We start from the raw sequence: 16,272 nt of genomic DNA on the forward strand, positions 1-16,272 counted from the left end.
GGCGAGCATATCAGGGGCTCAGGTGCATGATTCCCGCATGCTGGTTACCCTGCTTGAGGCCGTTCCTTCAGTAGCAGGGCTTGCCGGCCGTCCACGCAAACGTCCTGCCAAACTGCATGCCGACAAAACCTATGCTTCGCGCGCCCATCGGGCCTGGTTGCGCAGCCGTGGCATCGCTCCACGCATAGCCCGCTATGGCATCGAGTCGCGCGAACGCCTGGGTAAATGGCGCTGGGTGGTCGAACGCACGCTGGGCTGGCTACACCGCTTCCGCCGATTACGCATCCGCTACGAGCGCCGTGCCGATATCCATCAGGCATTCCTCTCGCTTGCCTGCATACTCATCTGCTGGAGATACATTCAGCGGTTTTGTTAGGCGTTCTAAACCCGACAAAAACTGGTAGCGATTCCGCCAAATTTACGCCATGATTACGCGAGCGACGCCGACGCCGACGCCATCATGGTGGGCCTGATCGCCTGGCTGAAAGTCCACCAGCTCGACCTGATGGCCAACGAGGAAACCCGCAAGCAAGGCATCGCCTTCGAAGTGGATTTTAACAACCATGAAACGGTCGATATCCCCATCAAGCTGGACCTGACCGAGCGCGCGGCCGTCAAGACCGGCGAGGCGAGCTGCCTCGACATCAAGCACCTGGTCGAGATACAGCACACGCCACCCTACGCGGATGAGTTCTGAAAGCTGTACGACGGCGACATCCTGCTGGCCGAATGGCGCACGCCCGAGGCCGCACCATGAACGACGACCTGCATGCGCTGGAAGCCTGGGCCGGCGCACTGCTGGCCAGGCTGCAGCCGGCCCAGCGCCGCGCCATCAATCACAAGGTGGCCATCGACCTGCGCCGCAGCCAGGCGCAGCGCATCAAGGCGCAGCGGGGGCCGGATGGCGCAGCCTATCCGGCGCGCAAGCGGCACAAGGAATTCAAGGGGAAGAATGGGCGGATCAAGCGGCAAAAGGCGGCCATGTTTGCGAAGATTCGCACCGCGAAGCACCTGAAAGTGAAGGCGAGCGGCGACCAGATCGAGGTCGGGTTCTTTGGCTGGGTGGCGCGCGTGGCGCATGTGCATCAGTTTGGTCGGCAAGACCAAGTTTCAAAAAAAGGCCATGTCTACAAGTACCCGGTGAGGTCGCTGCTCGGGTTAAGTGAAGCGAATCGAAACTTGATACGTGAATCACTGTTGCGTCACATGGAAAAAAAACTAAGACGCTTCACTGTAAACTTTAACCAACACAAGTTGCCAAATTAACTATATTCACATAATTACATCCGTGCCGGCCCGGAACAGCAATTCACGTCACCGTGACAATCCGTGACTTTTCGAGCGTAGTAATTCGTTATGCTTTTGGCCGCCAGCGGCAAAAGGGGCGGTACGCTAGGTGAAAAGAATGTTCGCCTCGCTCCAACAAACAATAAATATAGGAATCGAATGCGACATCCAGACTTTAATCCGCCAGGGAAGGCACCAAAACTCACCAGTCGCCGCTCAACGTTGACTGGTCTATTTTTCACAACATTAACACCGTACCTCGAACCGACAGAGGAGGAGGTAGACGAGGCTCTTGCAGTGCTCGGCATGAAGCGCGGATCGTGCGTCTGCGCATACTGCGGGGATAAGAAATCTGAATGGGACCATTTTCGTGCAGTGGTCAGGGAGCGAAAGCCTACGGGCTACATTACTGAAATTGCAAATCTTGTTCCCGCATGTGGTAAGTGCAATCAGTCGCGCGGGAACAGGGATTGGGAAACATGGATGCGTAGCTCTGCTTCGAAATCTCCAGCGAATCGCGGCGTCGTAGATATCGAACAACGAATCAGTTGTCTCAAGGCATTTGAGTCTTGGCGTACTCCTGTTTGTATCGACTATGCCAAGTTGACTACTGTCGATCATTGGGATTTCCATACAAAAAATCTGGAGCGCGTGCTTTCCCTGCTTGAAGAGGCCGAAAGGCATGCTCTAGACATTCGCTCAATTGCCGCGATTGAGGCACGAAAGCAGCGCGATCAAGCCACTCAACCTGAAATTCAAGAAGTTCTCAACGACCGCATAAACTGAGGCGATGTAGTGTCTTCTGTGCTTATGCCGGCGGATAGGCCCGCTTCGGGGCGGAAACTTGCAACGACGACAGCCGGCCAACATCTACCATTTGAGCGGTGGCTAACGAATGGCTGAGATTGTCAAATAAATAATTCGATAGAGCTTTTAATTTAAATCAGAAATCATATATGTTCTTTAATCTTCCTAGTAAAAAACGTCAGCTCACTATCATTTCAATTGCAATTGTAGGCTATCTGATTTTTGTCGTTTCGGGGAGTTTACTTCTTCCCGATATCGGCGATAAGACGAAAAAAATTCTTACACAAACCGGTCTCGTTTTTCTATATTTCGCAGCCCTATTGGCCGGTTTGCCATTTGTATGGTCAGCAAAAGCGAGACATAACTTAAGCCTTGCAAATGAAATAATTAAAAGAGAAAATATTTTAATTGAAAGAATAATTGCTTTGCCAGCAGAAGAGCACGGTACATATACGAATCAAATTGAGGCAGCAAAACAAGATATCAAAAATTCTAAACATCAAATAGAATTAGCAAATGAAGAGTTGCCTAAATTTTATGAATGGTGCGGCGCTTTTTCATTGGCATTAGTATTTTTAGGTACATTGGTCTGCATTATTGGCGCTAGCTGATCTACCTTTACTTATTTCGATCAAAACCTGGAAAAAAACATAGTTTAATCAAATAATTTAAAGGAGTATCCATGTCGGAATATTTCCTTTCGCCTCCCGACATTCCGCTCTACCATTACACCGGTATCGAAGCTTTACTTGGAATGGCAAGCAATCGGGAACTTTGGGTGGGAAACATCCACTATATGAATGACTCCGAAGAGTTAACCCATGCAGTGGACATGCTCCAAGATCACTTGAGCTTTAGGATTAGTGAGTGTGACGTCAAAGACGGAAGGCGGTCAATGTTTTTGAGGGCATTCTCGAGATGGGTCGAGAATGAATCATGGGAGCCGCAGCGCCACAATCTTTACATTTTCTCGTTATCGGAGCAACCAAGCTTGCTCAGCCAGTGGCGAAGTTACACGCCGCATGGTAAAGGTGTAAGCATAGGGTTTTCTCCGGCTCTCTTGAGAAAACTACAAGAAATCAATGGTTGCCACCTCGCCAAATGCATTTACACTTGCTGTGAAAAAGAAAATTTGTTTGACCAATTGATCGAGACCCTTCAGGCCAAGTTGGGTAAAAAGGGGGCGGAGCACCTCAAAAATTACTCAAAATGTGCGCTTGCTTTGAGAGAAGAAACTCAGTACATAATAAGGACGCTCGCGCTAATTAAGCATGAAGCCTTTAGTGAAGAGCGTGAGTGGCGGTTGATTTCAGAATCCGAACCAAATGCACACTTTGACTTATCGCTCGCTGAGTTCAGGCCCGGTGCAAGTATGTTGATGCCGTATCTGAAATGGAAGTTACCAGATGACGAATGGCTATTCGATAGTATTCTCTTAGGGCCGACTCCGCATCCCTGCTTAGCTATCGCATCGCTTAGGGCGTTAGCACTTAAATATAGACTTACTACTCAGGTACAAGAGAGCCAAATTCCATATCGCGTCTGGTAATTTAAGGATAGTTAAAAATCGGCGTTGCCTAACTAGGAATACTATACTCTGCCATAGTCGCTAAGTCGTTTATCAACCCGTCCCCGCGTGCATCCGCACGCGGACTTCGGCAACATGCACTGCATGAACGCCGACCTGTCCGACCTCCTCCGCCTGCTGCAAAACCTGATCCGCCTGGGCACCATCGCCGAAGTCAAAGGAGCGAAGGCGCGCGTGCGGCTCGGGCCGACACTCACCACCGAATGGCTGAAATGGGCCACCCGGCGCGCCGGCAGCACGCGCACCTGGTCGGCGCCCACCGTGGGCGAACAAGTGATCTTCTTTTCCCCCGGCGGCGACCTGACGCGCGGCATCATCCTGCCGGCGCTGTACTCGCAGGAATTTGACGCGCCCGAAACCAGCGGCACCATCCACACCACGCATTACCCCGACGGCGCCGTGGTGCAGTACGACCATGCGACCCACGCCCTGACTGCCACGCTCCCCGGCGGGACTGCCACCATCACGGCCGACAAAGTCACGTCGAACGCGCCCAGCACCATTTGCACGGGCGACCTGACCGTCATGAAAAACCTGATCGTCAAGCAATCCGCCACCGTGGAAGGCGTCACCACCCTAAACGGCGGCGTGAACGCCAAGGCCGGCGCCGCCGGCGGCGTGGTCATGGCCGAGCAAGGGACGATCAAAGCCAGCGAAGACGTGCAGGCCGGCGCCATCAGCTTGCTCAAGCATCCGCACGGCGGCGTCAAGCAAGGTGACGACCAGTCAGAAGGGCCATTGCCATGATGGGCATGCACGCCGCCACCGGGCGCAGCCTGACGGGCCTGCGCCACCTGCGCCAATCAGTGGCCGACATTCTCACGACACCCATCGGCTCGCGCATCCGGCGCCGCCGCTATGGTTCCGACGTGCCCGAGCTGATCGACCAACCATTAAACAGCGCCACGCAGTTGCGCATCTACGCGGCCACCGCCTTTGCCCTGCGCCGCTGGGAGCCGCGCCTGCAGCTCGCCAGCGTGCAGCTCACGCGCGACACGGACGGCGCCATCGCGCTGCTGCTCGATGGCACGGCGAATGGCCAGGGCATCACGATGGCCGTGTCCGTCAAGCAAGGCTGTGCCGTATGAGCACGCCCATCGACCTGACCCAGTTGCCGGCACCGAGCGTGGTCGAGGTGCTGGACTTCGAAACCATCCTCGCTACACGCAAAGCCCACCCGGTGAGCCTGCTGCCGGAAACCGAGCGCGCCGCCGTCACGGCCTTGCTGGAACTGGAATCGGAACCGGCCACCAAGCCGCTGGAAGAAAACGCGTGTCAGGAAACCATCCTGCCCAACCGCGTCAACGAGGCCGGCAAGGCCGTCATGCTGGCGTTTGCCCTCGACGGCGACTTGGACCAGCTCGGCGCCAACGTCAACGTGCCGCGCCTGGTCATCACGCCGGCCAATCCCAACGCCCTGCCGCCCGTGGACGCCGTCATGGAAGATAACGACGCCTGCCGCCTGCGCATCCAGGAAGCGCCGCCCGCTGACCTAGCGCCCTCGTCGACCGATTCGATCTCGTGGCCTCAAAAATTCGGGCCTTTGTCCTTCAGTATTGCAACTTCCGATTCTCGTCTGGTGATTTTGCGTCCTTTATCGCGCCCGTGTGGAACCACAGGCGGGCAAGTATTAGGTCGAAAAATAGATATGCGAGAACCCAGCTTCAAAAAACACAGGCAACGTGGCATAGTTGTTACTGGCGAAGTCGTTTTTGATTCCGCGCAATGAGGATTATCCCCCTCCGAAACGATGAACGCCCCTGATCACTATAAGTGGCATGGCGACGCATGGTCGGAAGACAAGATACCAAAAGACATAATCATTTTTCACAATAGCAAGTTGAGGAAAGTATGAACTTAGAAAAAGAAATTCCATCATCCGCCGAAGGCAGTGTTGCTCCTGCTGTAGATAGAGCATTTGTCAGAAACCTGGCTGTTAAAAACTTTGAGGCGCTACAGGCAGCCGCCATTGCTGGGAAGAATACTCACCAACTAGCCCTTGACCAGAGCGACGAAATAGAGGACTTCATCAAAACTTTGCCGTCTGAAGATAGGTCAAAATTTTCTACTCTCTACGAACAGGAGTTGAATGCAGCTACCCAAGCCTCGATCAACAAGACCATGGCGATTAATTCACAAACCGCCAACCAACTTTTAGATAACGCTACAAAAACCAATAACGTCTCTATCTGGATCAGCCTTATTGTCTTTTTCATTGTCCTGATCAGCTTCATAAAAATGATAAAGAACTGAATCACCCCGCTACCGCGTGCATCTGCACGCGGATTTCGGCGTCATGCATTGCATGAACACCGACCTGTCCGACCAAGCCCTCACCCTGACCGTGCCCGTAAACCAAGTAAGCGTCGCACGCGCGCCCATCGATCTCGCCAGTTGCGGCGCCCTGCGTGGAGGAAGTAGCGGGTTTCTAAACCATCGTCGCAGCGCGCAATGAACATCTGGTCAGCCGGCTCCGGGACGACCAGCACGCCGCAGTCACAGCGCTGCCGGCTTTTGTACAACATCGCCCATCGCACCACGCAAGACGGTCTCTGCCCCTCGCTCGCCTTCAGATGAGTCTGATCTACGTAGCCTAAACCAGGCGGCGGCGCATACGTAAGGGATGCCCTGTCCAGATAAGTACGCGACAGCCTACCATTCGTGCGCTGCGGCCTACTTCGGCTGTTCCAGCGCGCAAGAGCGCCTGTATTGCAGCGTGTCGCAAACGTTCAAGACCTGCTTAAGCGACCAACCGATACTACCTCCATCTCATGCCATCCGAGGGTGTCTCATGAATACCGCTGCCATGTCCACCTTGTCCAAGAGTACCGATGTATTAGTACATGAAAATTTTCGGTGCAGTATCTGCAACCCTCGATGAGGTATGGCTTGCCAGTGCAACATTGGGGAAATCAAACTCACTCATGGATTCATATGTCACTGCGTAAATTTCACCGCCTGTCGGCATGCGTCCTGGCGGCCTATATATTGCTGCATATGGTTAATCATCTGGTGGCCATTGGCGGAGCCGACATGCACATCACGTTCATGGAAGCGACACGGCCCCTCTATCGACATGCCGTTGTCGAGCCGCTGCTGTTGGCGTGCGTGCTGTTTCAACGTGGCAGCGGAATATGGATGGTGCTGCGGGGATGGAAAAAACGGTCCGGGTTCGTGGCATGGCTGCAGACCGGCTCAGGGATCTACCTGGCCCTGTTCCTGCTTTTTCATGTCGGTGCGGTGCTGTTTGGCCGCGCCGCGCTCAAGCTCGACACCAATTTTTACTACGCGGCAGCCGGCTTTGTGCTGATGCCGTATGAATTATTCTTTGCACCGTATTATTTCTTCGCAGTGTATGCCCGATTCACGCACCTGGGCTGTGCCGCATATTGGCAAGTCGAAGCGCATTCGCCAATGGCGCGCAGGCTCGCCATTGGCATTCCGGCAGGAGCCGGCCTGGTGGTCGCCCTGCTGATTCACCTGGCGCTGGCAGGCATGCTCCACCCGCTCGACCTTCCCGCGCAATACCTGACGATTTACCAGTAAGCAGGGCGCGACCGCACTGAGCCTGAATTCTTTTTCCGATGGCGTACATGGTGTGCCATCATGCCCGTTATCCGGTTTCCAGCTGGCGCTGGTGCCGCGTCCCTTGTCGCTCCCTCTGCGTACCCGCCCCCGCTGACGTTTTTACAACAACGTCCATCGCCCCGCCCCCTCCCCCGCGATGCCCTGCTGATATAATACTAACAATCAACTAATACCCGGCAATGAGCGCCTCAAGGCTCCCGCAACCGTCTGTGTAACGCCAAGCCCAGCCCATGCGCTCCCTTTTCGACCACGAGATCATCACACAGCTGCACAGCGGCACCCGCTCGCGCGTCTACCGTGCCAGGGCCGCCGATGGCACGGCGCTGATCGTCAAGACGCCGAATCAGCAGTTCCCCTCCTTTCAGCAACTGGCGCAATTCAAGCGCGAGTATGCGATCGCGCGCCGCTGTCGCCATGCTGGCGTGGCGCATCCGCTGGCGCTGCAGCTGCACGGCGGCCACTGGACGATGATTCAGGAGGATACCGGCGGCCTGGCCCTCGACCGGGTGTTGCGCGCGCAGGTGGCGGCGCGCAGTACGCCGTCGCAGCCCGCATTGGCGCTGGACGATTTTTTCGACATCGCGCTGCAACTGTGCGCGGCGCTGGACGAAGTTCATCGTCAGGGCGTGATCCACAAGGACATCAATCCCTCCAATCTGGTGTGGAATGACGAGCGGCGTCTGCTGCAGCTGATCGATTTCGGTATCGCCTGCGAGCTGCCCTGCGAAAGTCATGGCGTTGTCAATCTCCAGACCCTGGAAGGCACGTTGCGTTACATGGCGCCGGAACAAACCGGGCGCATGAACCGGCGGGTCGATTGGCGCGCCGATTTCTATGCGCTCGGCGCCACCTTGTACGAATTGCTGACTGGCCAGGCGCCGTTCGAGGCGGGCGACGAGATGGAACTCGTGCATTGCCACATTGCGCGCAGTCCGGACTGGTCGCACCCGGCGCTGGCAGGCTTGCCCGGCCAGCTGCTGCCGATCATCCAGCGGCTGCTGGAAAAAAATGCCGATCAGCGCTATCAGAGCCTGCAAGGCTTGCGCAGCGACCTCGCGGCATGCCGCGCGAAAAAGCCGGCGCAGGCGCTCAAGCTGTCCGACCACAACGGCCGCTTCCTGGTGCCGCAAACCCTGCACGGGCGCGAGGATGCCATCGCCATGCTGCTGGTGGCGTTTGAACGCAGTGCCGCCGGCGCCGGCGAGATGCTGCTGGTGGCCGGCCATTCGGGCATCGGCAAGTCGGCGGTCGTCAACGAAGTGCAAAAGCCCATCATCGCCCGGCGCGGCGGCTTCCTGTCCGGGAAATGCGACCAGTTCCAGCGCGACGTGCCGTATGCCCCGCTGATCCAGGCCGTCCAGGGACTGGTGCGCCAGCTGCTGGGCCAGCCCGAGGAAACGCTGCGGCAGTGGTCCGCGAAACTGCACCAGGCCCTGGGCGGCGGGGTGGGCGTGATCGTCGAGCTGATTCCCCAACTGGCCTTGATCGTCGGCCCCACCGACGCGCTGCCCGCGTCGGCGCCGGATCAGGCCCAGCTGCGCCTGGACCGATTGTTTCCCCGCTTCGTCGAAGTCTTCGCCTGCGCCGGGCATCCGCTGGTGCTGTTCCTCGACGACCTGCAATGGGCCGATGCGGCCACGCTGCGGATGATCGAACTGCTGATGGTCTCGTGCGACAAGAGCCACATGCTGTTCATCGGCGCGTACCGCGACAACGAAGTGGGCGCCGCGCATCCGCTCATGGCGCTGCGCGACAAGCTGCTCGCCCGGGACGTGCGGCTGTCGACGCTGCTACTGAGCGCACTGACCGAGCCGCAGGTTGCGCAAATGGTCTCGGCCACCGTGCGCGTGGCGGCCCCCGATTGCGCGCCACTGACCAGCATTTGCTACCGCAAGACGGCCGGCAATCCCTTTTTCCTCAACCAGTTCCTCGCCGCGCTCAATGAGACGGGCCATCTGCGCTACCGGCCGGCCGACGATTGCTGGGACTGGGACTTGCCGGCGATCGAACAGGCCAAATACACGGACAACGTGGTCGAGGTGCTGCTGGAGAAAATCCGCCGCCTGCCCACCGCGACGCAGCACCTGCTGCAACTGGCCGCCTCCAGCGGCAACCGCTTCACGCTCGACACGCTCACTCTGGCGGGGGACCGAACGCCTCGGCAGGCGCAGCAAGACCTGTGGCCGGCGCTCAGGGCCGGATTGGTCCAGCCGCTCGACGAACGCTATAAATATGTCAATGGCGACACCGCTGCGGGCAACAGCGGCGTCAGTTACCGCTTCCTGCACGACCGGGTGCAGCAGGCGGCCTACCTGGTCGCCGATGCCGATGCGCGCGTGGCCAACCATCTTCTCATCGGCCGCTTGCTGCTGCGGCATACGCCGCCGGAACGCCAGGACGAGATACTGTTTGACATTGTCGAACAGCTCAACGCGGGCCGCGCGCTGATCGACGATGCGGGCGAGCGAGTGCAGCTGGCGACGCTCAATCTCCAGGCCGGCGTCAAGGCACGACGTTCCGCCGCGTTCCAGTCCACGCTGGAACACATGCGCATTGGTCTCGAGCTGTTGCCGGCGGACGCGTGGAGCGTCCACGCCGGTCTCTGGCTCGAGCTGCAGCTGGGCGCGGCCGAAGCGGCCTACCTGTGCGGCCAGTTCGAAGCCGCCGAAGCGATGTATCCACTCGTGCGCGCCCGTGCCTTGAGCCCCTTGCAGCGGGTGCGCTGCATCGCCATCCAGGCGCACCAGTATCAATTGCAGGGCCGCCTGCTCGACGCCATCGCCGTGCAGCGCGACGGCCTGGCGCTGCTGCACATCGACATTCCGCACGAGGTGGCGCACATGAAGGCGCGCTTCGCAGACATTCTCGCCGACATCGGGCGGCAGCCTGGCGCGCATGCGCCCGAGACCTTGCTGGAAGCGGGCGACATGTACGAGCCGGACGCGGTGGCCGCGATGCAGATGATGCAGGGCCTGTGGATGGCCAGCTACTACGCCGGCCAACAGGATCTCAGCGCGCTGATGGTGGTGTCGATGACGCGCCTGTCCATGCAGCGGGGGACCAGCGATTTCAGCGCCGTCGCCTATGTCGGCTACGCGCTGATGCTGGCGCTGTACAGCGGCGACATCGCGCGCGGCTACGACTTCGGCGCGATGGCGATGACCCTGGCCAGGCGGCGTGCCAACCTGCAGACGCGCACGCTCACGGGCTTGATGTTCGGCGCGCTCAGCAGCCACTGGACACAGCCGTTGCGCAGCTCCGACGCCCTGTACGAAGAAGCGTTTGGCTGGGCGCTGGAAATCGCCGATTTCGTGCAGGTCGGCGTGGTGGCGGCCGTGCGCGCCACCGACCGGATCATCCTGGGCGACTACCTGCCGCACCTGATGCACGACATCGAGCACGACCTGGCGCTGATGCGCGCCAACGGCCAGCAGGCGATGGCCGATTGCTGCGTCGCCGCCGCCGTCCAGCCGATCAAGTGCCTGATGGCCCTGCTGCCCCGTCATGACAGCTACGACGATGCCGTCTTCAGCGAGGCAGGCTTCCTCGCACAATATGGCGACTCGCAGCTGTACCGCGCCTACTTCTTGCAAGGGAAGATACGCAACGCCTACCTGTTCGATGGCGCCGACGCCGAGCCGCTGGCCGGCCAGCTCGGCATCGTCACGCAGATCATGCGCGGCCAGGCCAAGGTGGCCGAGTGCAGCTTCTACGCCGCGCTGATCCTGATCCGCGCCTTGCGGCGCGCGCCCGCGCGCCCCGACGCGGGCGCCGTGCTGACGGTGATCGGCGCGCTGCAAGCGAATCTCGCCGAGTGGGCCAGGCAAGGCTCGGACAATAGCGCCGCCAAGCATCTGCTGGTGATGGCCGAGATGGCCCGCTACCGGGACGACCTGCAACTGGCCACGCGCCTTTACCAGCAGGCGATCGACGCGGCCGGCCTGGCGGGCTACGTCAACATGCAGGCGCTGGGCAATGAACTGTGCGGTGAATGCTGGTGCGACCAGGGACAGCCGCGCGTGGCCGCCGTCTTCATCAGGGACGCCATCGCGCACTACGACCAGTGGGGCGCACAGGGCAAGGTGGCGCAGCTGCGGGAACGCCATGCCGCGCCGCTGTCCAGGATGGATGGCCGCGCCACGCAGCGCCATTCGGTCTCTCTCACGCACGGAAGTGCCGCGCTCGACCTGGTGTCGCTGCTGAAGGCGGCGCAAATTCTGTCGAACGAAGTCGGCCTGCGCAACGTGCTGACACGCCTCATTTCCATCGTCTGCGAAAACGCCGGCGGGCAGGTGGCGCGCCTGTTGCTGCTGTCCGAGGGCAGCTACCAACTGGAAGCCAATCTCGATGGCGATGGCGTCAGCGTCCTGCAAGCGCGCCAGCTCGACCTGAACGCCGCCAGCGACCCGCAATTCCCGCTGTCGCTGCTGCGCTACGTCATCCGCACCGGCGCCGAGGTGATCGAAGACTGCATCGCGGGCGCCTCGCGCTTTGCCGCCGACCCGTACGTGCAGTTGCAACGGCCGCGCGCCGTCATGTGCCTGCCGATCCGGCACGGCGGCCAGATCGATGGCATCCTGTACTTCGAGAACCGGCTGGCCGACGCCTCGTTCACGGAGGAGCGCGTCGGCTTCCTGCGCATGCTCGGTGCACAGGCGATGATCTCGATCTCCAGCGCCAGGCTGCATGACAGCCTGGAACGGCGCGTTGCCGAGCGCACGGAACAACTGGAGGACGCCAACCGCAAGCTGGCGACCCTGTCCATCACCGACGGCCTGACGGGCCTGTCGAACCGGCGCCATTTCGACGACGTGCTGCGCGCCGAATGTGCGCGTGCCACGCGCGTCGGCCAGCCGCTCGCCGTCATCATGCTCGATGTCGACTACTTCAAGCTGTTTAACGACCGTCACGGCCACCAGGCCGGCGATGCCTGCCTGATCCGGGTCGCGCAGGCGCTGGCGGCCGGCATGCGGCGCGCTGGCGACCTGACGGCGCGCTATGGCGGCGAAGAGTTTTCGATCGTGCTTCCGAACACCGGCGCGGACGAGGCGCGCCAGATCGGCGCAGCGCTGCGGCGCGCCATCGAAGACCTGGGCATCGTCCACGCGAGCACGCAGGCGCGGCAGGTGACGATCAGCGTCGGCATCGCGGTCCAGTCGGCGCCGGGCGCCGCCGATCCGGACGCCCTGTTGCGCCTGGCCGATGCCGCGCTATACCAGGCCAAGGATGCGGGGCGCAATTGCGTGGTGCTGAGGATGCTGTCGCCTGGCTGAGCGGCATGCGGCGCGCGCCATATTTCACGGCGCGGGGCGACGCCTCACTCGCTGCCATGACTGGTCTCGCGTGCCTGCGCCTGCGCCGTTTCCTGCGACGAAAAACCGTTGAAGAACAGGTTGAGCAGCACGGCGACGACGGCGGCCAGCAGGATGCCGCTGTGCAGCAAGGGCGACAAGGCCTTCGGCATGTGCTGCGCATATTGCTCGGCCACCAGCGGCAGCATGCCGAAGCCGATAGCCAGGGCCACGATGAACAGGTTGTTGCGGTTGCTCTTGTAGTCGACGCCGGCCAGGATGCGGATGCCGGTGGCGGCAACCATGCCGAACATCACCAGCCCTGCCCCGCCCAGCACGAACGCCGGCACGGCTTCGGCCGTCTGCGCGATCTTCGGAATCACCCCCATGACGAGCAGGATGAGGCCGGCCGCCACGCAGACCCAGCGGCTGCGCACGCCCGTCACGCCCACCAGGCCCACGTTTTGCGAGAACGAGGTGTAGGGAAAAGTGTTGAAGATGCCGCCGATCAGGGTGCCCAGGCCATCGACGCGCAAGCCGCGGCTGATATCGGCCTGCGTGATGCGCTTGTCCGTCATTTCTCCCAGCGCCAGGAACATGCCCAGGGACTCGATCATGACGACGATCATCACCAGGCTCATGGTGACGATGGCGACCACGTCGAAGGTCGGCATGCCGAACTGGAACGGCGTGACGATGGCAAAGGCCTTGGCGCTGGCCACCTTGGCGAAATCGGCCTTGCCCAGCGCAAACGACAGGGCCGTGCCGGCGATGATGCCGATCAATACCGCGATATTCGACAGGAAACCGCGGCCATACTTGGCCACCAACAAGATGACGGCCAGCACGAAGAACGCGATGCCCATGTTATCCAGCGCGCCGTAGCCGGGATTGGCGATCAGGGGCGCGGGGCCGGCCGGGGCCGGCAAGCCGGCCGCCGTGGCGGCAGCGGCCATCTTGAGAAAGGCGGGATCGGCAATCTGCGCCATGGCGGGCGGCCCGCCCATGGCCCAGTTCACGCCCACGCGCATCAGCGACACGCCGATCACGGCGATGATGCTGCCGGTAACCACAGGCGGAAACAGGACCAGCAGGCGGCTGATGAAGGGAGCGATCAGCATGGAGACGACGCCGGCGCCGATCACGGCGCCAAAGATGCCGGTGATGCCCAGCACCGGATTGTTTGCCATGGCCAGCATGGGACTGACGGCGGCAAAGGTCACGCCCATCATGACGGGCAGGCGGATGCCGAAGGTCTTGCCGATTCCCAGGGACTGGATCAGGGTGACGAGGCCGCAACAGAACAGGTCGGCACTGATCAGCGCCGCCACCTGTTCGGGCGGCAACTTGAGGGCACGCCCGACGATCAGCGGCACGGCGATGGCGCCCGCATACATGACGAGCACGTGCTGCAAGCCCAGGGTGAACAGTTTTCCCGCTGGCAGCACTTCATCGACAGGCGATGGCGCGGCAGGGACGGCACCTGGCACGCTGCGGTGGATGGATTTCAAACGGGGAGTGGCCATTTACGCTCCATTTCCTGGGTTGCCACGCTCCGGCTGGGCGCAGTTGAATGGGAAAAGCAAGAGAGAAACGGGACGACAGGAATACACTGGCGGCGGATGAGGCATGCGAAGCTCCTTGGATGGGACGACCAAGGCATCCCATGCACGCATCGTGCCAGGTGGATTGTATACAGAAATTGTGGCAAAAATCATCAAAGATCGGCCAAGCTGGCGGCGACCGCACCGTTTTCTCGCATGCCGCCCCGCGCATGCACCAGAAGGCGGCAAAGGCGGCAGTGCTGGCAGGCTGCGGGGACGGATGGCTGGAAGCTGAAGCTGAAGTGGAGGTGGAGGTGGAGGTGGAGGTGGAGGTGGAGGTGGAAGTGGAAGTGGAAGTGGAAGTGGAAGTGGAAGTGGAAAGCTGGAAGCCGCTGACTGGTACCTGGCGCCCATCCCGGTAGAGGAATACCTCCCCTGCTGGCGCCTCTGGGCAGCGGGGACTGCGTTGAGCGTCGTCGCATGGTTCGCCACGCGTTCTCCTCACGCCTTGTCCGCGCTCCTGATGGTGTGACAGCAGAAGACGCGCCCTACCGGGACAGGCTTTTAGCCGCCAGAGCAGGCCTCAAGCAGCGATTCCAGCTGGCGCACATGGGCGGCACGCAATTGCTCGCGCGCCAGCAGGGCTTGCACTTGCTCGAAGATGCCATGGGATGGCACCGCCGGCAAGGCGGGAGCGGCCGGGAGCGTAGCGATGCAGGGCGCGCTCACCGGCCAAGTGTCCACCTTCGATGCGGGCGCCCATGCCGCACAGCCGGTCAATACACTCACCAGCAATACCTTGCCGGCATACTTGATACTCCGCCTCCTTGCCAGCCATCCGCTACGCTCACATTGCTCACATTGCGGCCGCCTCATGGCATTTCACTGGCGATCAGCGCCTCGGCCGCGCGGCAAGCGTCGTCACCTGGCTGCAATGCCAGGATGCGCGCCGCTGCCGCCTGGGCGTTTGCCTGCCCAGCCTGCGCACTGGCCAATGCCTGCCGAGCCCGTGTCGACCGCCGTACTTCTTCCTCCCGCATCGCATTCAGGGCCTGACTCTGGCGCCGCAACAGACCCTGCACCTCCTGCACTTGCGTCGCGCATGCGGCACGACCCGCTTCGCGGCCCCAGCGCTGGGCGCAAAACACGGCGGCACCCAGCAACAGCAGCATGGCCACCATGCTCAACGACGGCTTCATGCCAGCACCTTGCGCGCAGCTACATACAAGGCCAGGCGTTCGGCCAGGCCGTTCACGCCGCCGTTGATGCGGCGCGTCACCCGTTCCTGGTCGCCCGCGTCGGCCAGGCGGTTCAAGCCGCGCGATTGCCAGAACCAGCCCGCCGAGCGACACGCGAACATCGTTTGCTCCAGCAACTGCGGCGCCGCCAGCAAATCCAGGCCCAGCGCCACGCCGCACGCGGCATAGTTGGCGCGCCCCGTCACCTGCAGCAAACCGCGCCCCTTGAAACGCACGCCATCGCCAGCGATCACATTGCCCAAGTCCGCCCTTCCTTCATAGGCAGCGCCGCTGGCCAACTCGCGCACATAGCGCAACTGTCCCGATTCGTGGCCCACCTGCGCCAGGAACGACGCCTGGCGCAGCGGTGTATCGATGCTGAACTCGGCCATCGCCGCATTCAGGGGCGCCAGGAACAGCGTAGCGCGGCGGCCAGCCAGCGGCATGATCTGCATCAATTGGGCGCCTGTCACAGCATGCCCCGCACATCCTTGACGGCAGCGGCCGCGTCGGCCGCCAGTTCGCCGATATCCTTGCCGCGCCGCTTGTCGAACCAGCGCACGCAGGCGCCCAGCACCCACCAGGCTGGCAAGCCGGCCGCCACCATCAGCGGCGCGGCGATGAACAAAAAACCCGTGGCCGGATCGCCGCCATACAGGCCTGCCACGGTCTTCGCGCTGTCGAACAGGCTGGGCCACCACGACAGCACGGCGGCCACCAGCACGGGGCCGAGGAAGGTGGAAATGATGATGCTGGAACAAAACCGAATGAATGCCTCCTTGGTGGACTGGGGCCACATGAACATGAAGCCCAGCGACGTGGCGGCGGCGCCGGCCAGCACGGGCACGCCAAACAATTTGATCAATGCGCCGCCGGCGGCGGTGGTTTCGAGGGCCATGATTGCCTTTCAGGTGGTGGAAATGAAAAAA

At 60.9% G+C, this 16,272-nt stretch carries 18 protein-coding genes; 13 read left to right on the forward strand and 5 right to left on the reverse strand.

Features of this window, described 5'->3' with window-relative positions:
• The 12 genes from GCN78_RS06110 to GCN78_RS06165 all read left to right on the forward strand — a co-directional run.
• Window positions 1-376: transposase (locus GCN78_RS06110; protein WP_152250913.1), on the forward strand; the 376-nt coding region annotated here is incomplete at its 5' end.
• 30 nt (window positions 377-406) lie between these two features.
• The gene (locus GCN78_RS06115; RefSeq protein WP_226939518.1) at window positions 407-697 is read left to right on the forward strand and encodes a phage tail protein; all 291 of its coding nucleotides are present in this window, start codon (window positions 407-409) and stop codon (window positions 695-697) included.
• A gap of 56 nt (window positions 698-753) precedes the next feature.
• On the forward strand, window positions 754-1,266 hold the full coding sequence (locus GCN78_RS06120; protein ID WP_152250915.1) for a phage virion morphogenesis protein: 513 nt from the start codon (window positions 754-756) through the stop codon (window positions 1,264-1,266).
• Between the two features lie 180 nt (window positions 1,267-1,446).
• Entirely contained in the window at window positions 1,447-2,073 is a 627-nt protein-coding gene (locus tag GCN78_RS06125; protein ID WP_193316630.1) for an HNH endonuclease signature motif containing protein, read from the forward strand.
• A 170-nt stretch (window positions 2,074-2,243) separates the two neighbouring features.
• A complete protein-coding gene (locus GCN78_RS06130) occupies window positions 2,244-2,705 on the forward strand; it encodes a hypothetical protein (RefSeq protein ID WP_152250917.1) in 462 nt (153 codons plus the stop codon).
• A 71-nt stretch (window positions 2,706-2,776) separates the two neighbouring features.
• A complete protein-coding gene (locus GCN78_RS06135; protein WP_152250918.1) occupies window positions 2,777-3,643 on the forward strand; it encodes a DUF2971 domain-containing protein in 867 nt (288 codons plus the stop codon).
• 123 nt (window positions 3,644-3,766) lie between these two features.
• Window positions 3,767-4,429 carry a phage baseplate assembly protein V gene (locus tag GCN78_RS06140; protein WP_152250919.1) on the forward strand — a complete coding sequence of 221 codons (663 nt, stop codon included), beginning with the start codon at window positions 3,767-3,769 and terminating at the stop codon, window positions 4,427-4,429.
• Window positions 4,426-4,770 (forward strand): GPW/gp25 family protein, encoded by a 345-nt coding sequence (locus tag GCN78_RS06145; protein WP_152250920.1) that lies wholly within the window; start codon window positions 4,426-4,428, stop codon window positions 4,768-4,770. Before GCN78_RS06140 ends, GCN78_RS06145 begins: the two co-directional genes overlap by 4 nt.
• Window positions 4,767-5,411 carry a baseplate J/gp47 family protein gene (locus GCN78_RS30020; RefSeq protein WP_152250921.1) on the forward strand — a complete coding sequence of 215 codons (645 nt, stop codon included), beginning with the start codon at window positions 4,767-4,769 and terminating at the stop codon, window positions 5,409-5,411. The genes GCN78_RS06145 and GCN78_RS30020 overlap by 4 nt, the downstream gene beginning before the upstream one ends.
• A gap of 122 nt (window positions 5,412-5,533) precedes the next feature.
• Window positions 5,534-5,935, forward strand: coding sequence for a hypothetical protein (locus GCN78_RS06155; protein WP_152250922.1), 402 nt, complete (start codon window positions 5,534-5,536; stop codon window positions 5,933-5,935).
• A 681-nt stretch (window positions 5,936-6,616) separates the two neighbouring features.
• Window positions 6,617-7,228: a hypothetical protein gene (locus GCN78_RS06160; RefSeq protein WP_152250923.1), complete on the forward strand. Its 612-nt coding sequence runs from the start codon at window positions 6,617-6,619 to the stop codon at window positions 7,226-7,228.
• Window positions 7,229-7,500: 272 nt separating this feature from the next.
• On the forward strand, window positions 7,501-12,543 hold the full coding sequence (locus tag GCN78_RS06165; RefSeq protein WP_152250924.1) for a diguanylate cyclase domain-containing protein: 5,043 nt from the start codon (window positions 7,501-7,503) through the stop codon (window positions 12,541-12,543).
• A 44-nt stretch (window positions 12,544-12,587) separates the two neighbouring features.
• On the opposite strand, the gene GCN78_RS06170 is transcribed toward GCN78_RS06165, so the two are convergent.
• A complete protein-coding gene (locus GCN78_RS06170) occupies window positions 12,588-14,087 on the reverse strand; it encodes a nucleobase:cation symporter-2 family protein (RefSeq protein ID WP_193316631.1) in 1,500 nt (499 codons plus the stop codon).
• Between the two features lie 140 nt (window positions 14,088-14,227).
• Here GCN78_RS06170 and GCN78_RS29240 point away from each other — a divergent pair, with 140 nt between their 5' ends.
• Entirely contained in the window at window positions 14,228-14,527 is a 300-nt protein-coding gene (locus tag GCN78_RS29240) for a hypothetical protein (protein WP_193316632.1), read from the forward strand.
• Window positions 14,528-14,669: 142 nt separating this feature from the next.
• Here the strand turns inward: GCN78_RS29240 and GCN78_RS29245 are convergent, their stop codons facing one another.
• The 4 genes from GCN78_RS29245 to GCN78_RS06190 form a co-directional block, all read right to left on the reverse strand.
• On the reverse strand, window positions 14,670-14,834 hold the full coding sequence (locus tag GCN78_RS29245; RefSeq protein WP_171985052.1) for a hypothetical protein: 165 nt from the start codon (window positions 14,832-14,834) through the stop codon (window positions 14,670-14,672).
• Between the two features lie 143 nt (window positions 14,835-14,977).
• Window positions 14,978-15,304, reverse strand: coding sequence for a hypothetical protein (locus GCN78_RS06180; RefSeq protein ID WP_152250926.1), 327 nt, complete (start codon window positions 15,302-15,304; stop codon window positions 14,978-14,980).
• Entirely contained in the window at window positions 15,301-15,798 is a 498-nt protein-coding gene (locus GCN78_RS06185) for a glycoside hydrolase family 19 protein (protein ID WP_152250927.1), read from the reverse strand. Before GCN78_RS06185 ends, GCN78_RS06180 begins: the two co-directional genes overlap by 4 nt.
• 14 nt (window positions 15,799-15,812) lie before the next feature.
• Complete coding sequence (locus GCN78_RS06190) at window positions 15,813-16,241, reverse strand: hypothetical protein (protein WP_034785835.1); 429 nt, start codon at window positions 16,239-16,241, stop codon at window positions 15,813-15,815.
• Between the last annotated feature and the right edge of the window lie 31 nt (window positions 16,242-16,272).

Source organism: Janthinobacterium rivuli (assembly GCF_009208735.1).
GTDB lineage: Bacteria > Pseudomonadota > Gammaproteobacteria > Burkholderiales > Burkholderiaceae_D > Janthinobacterium.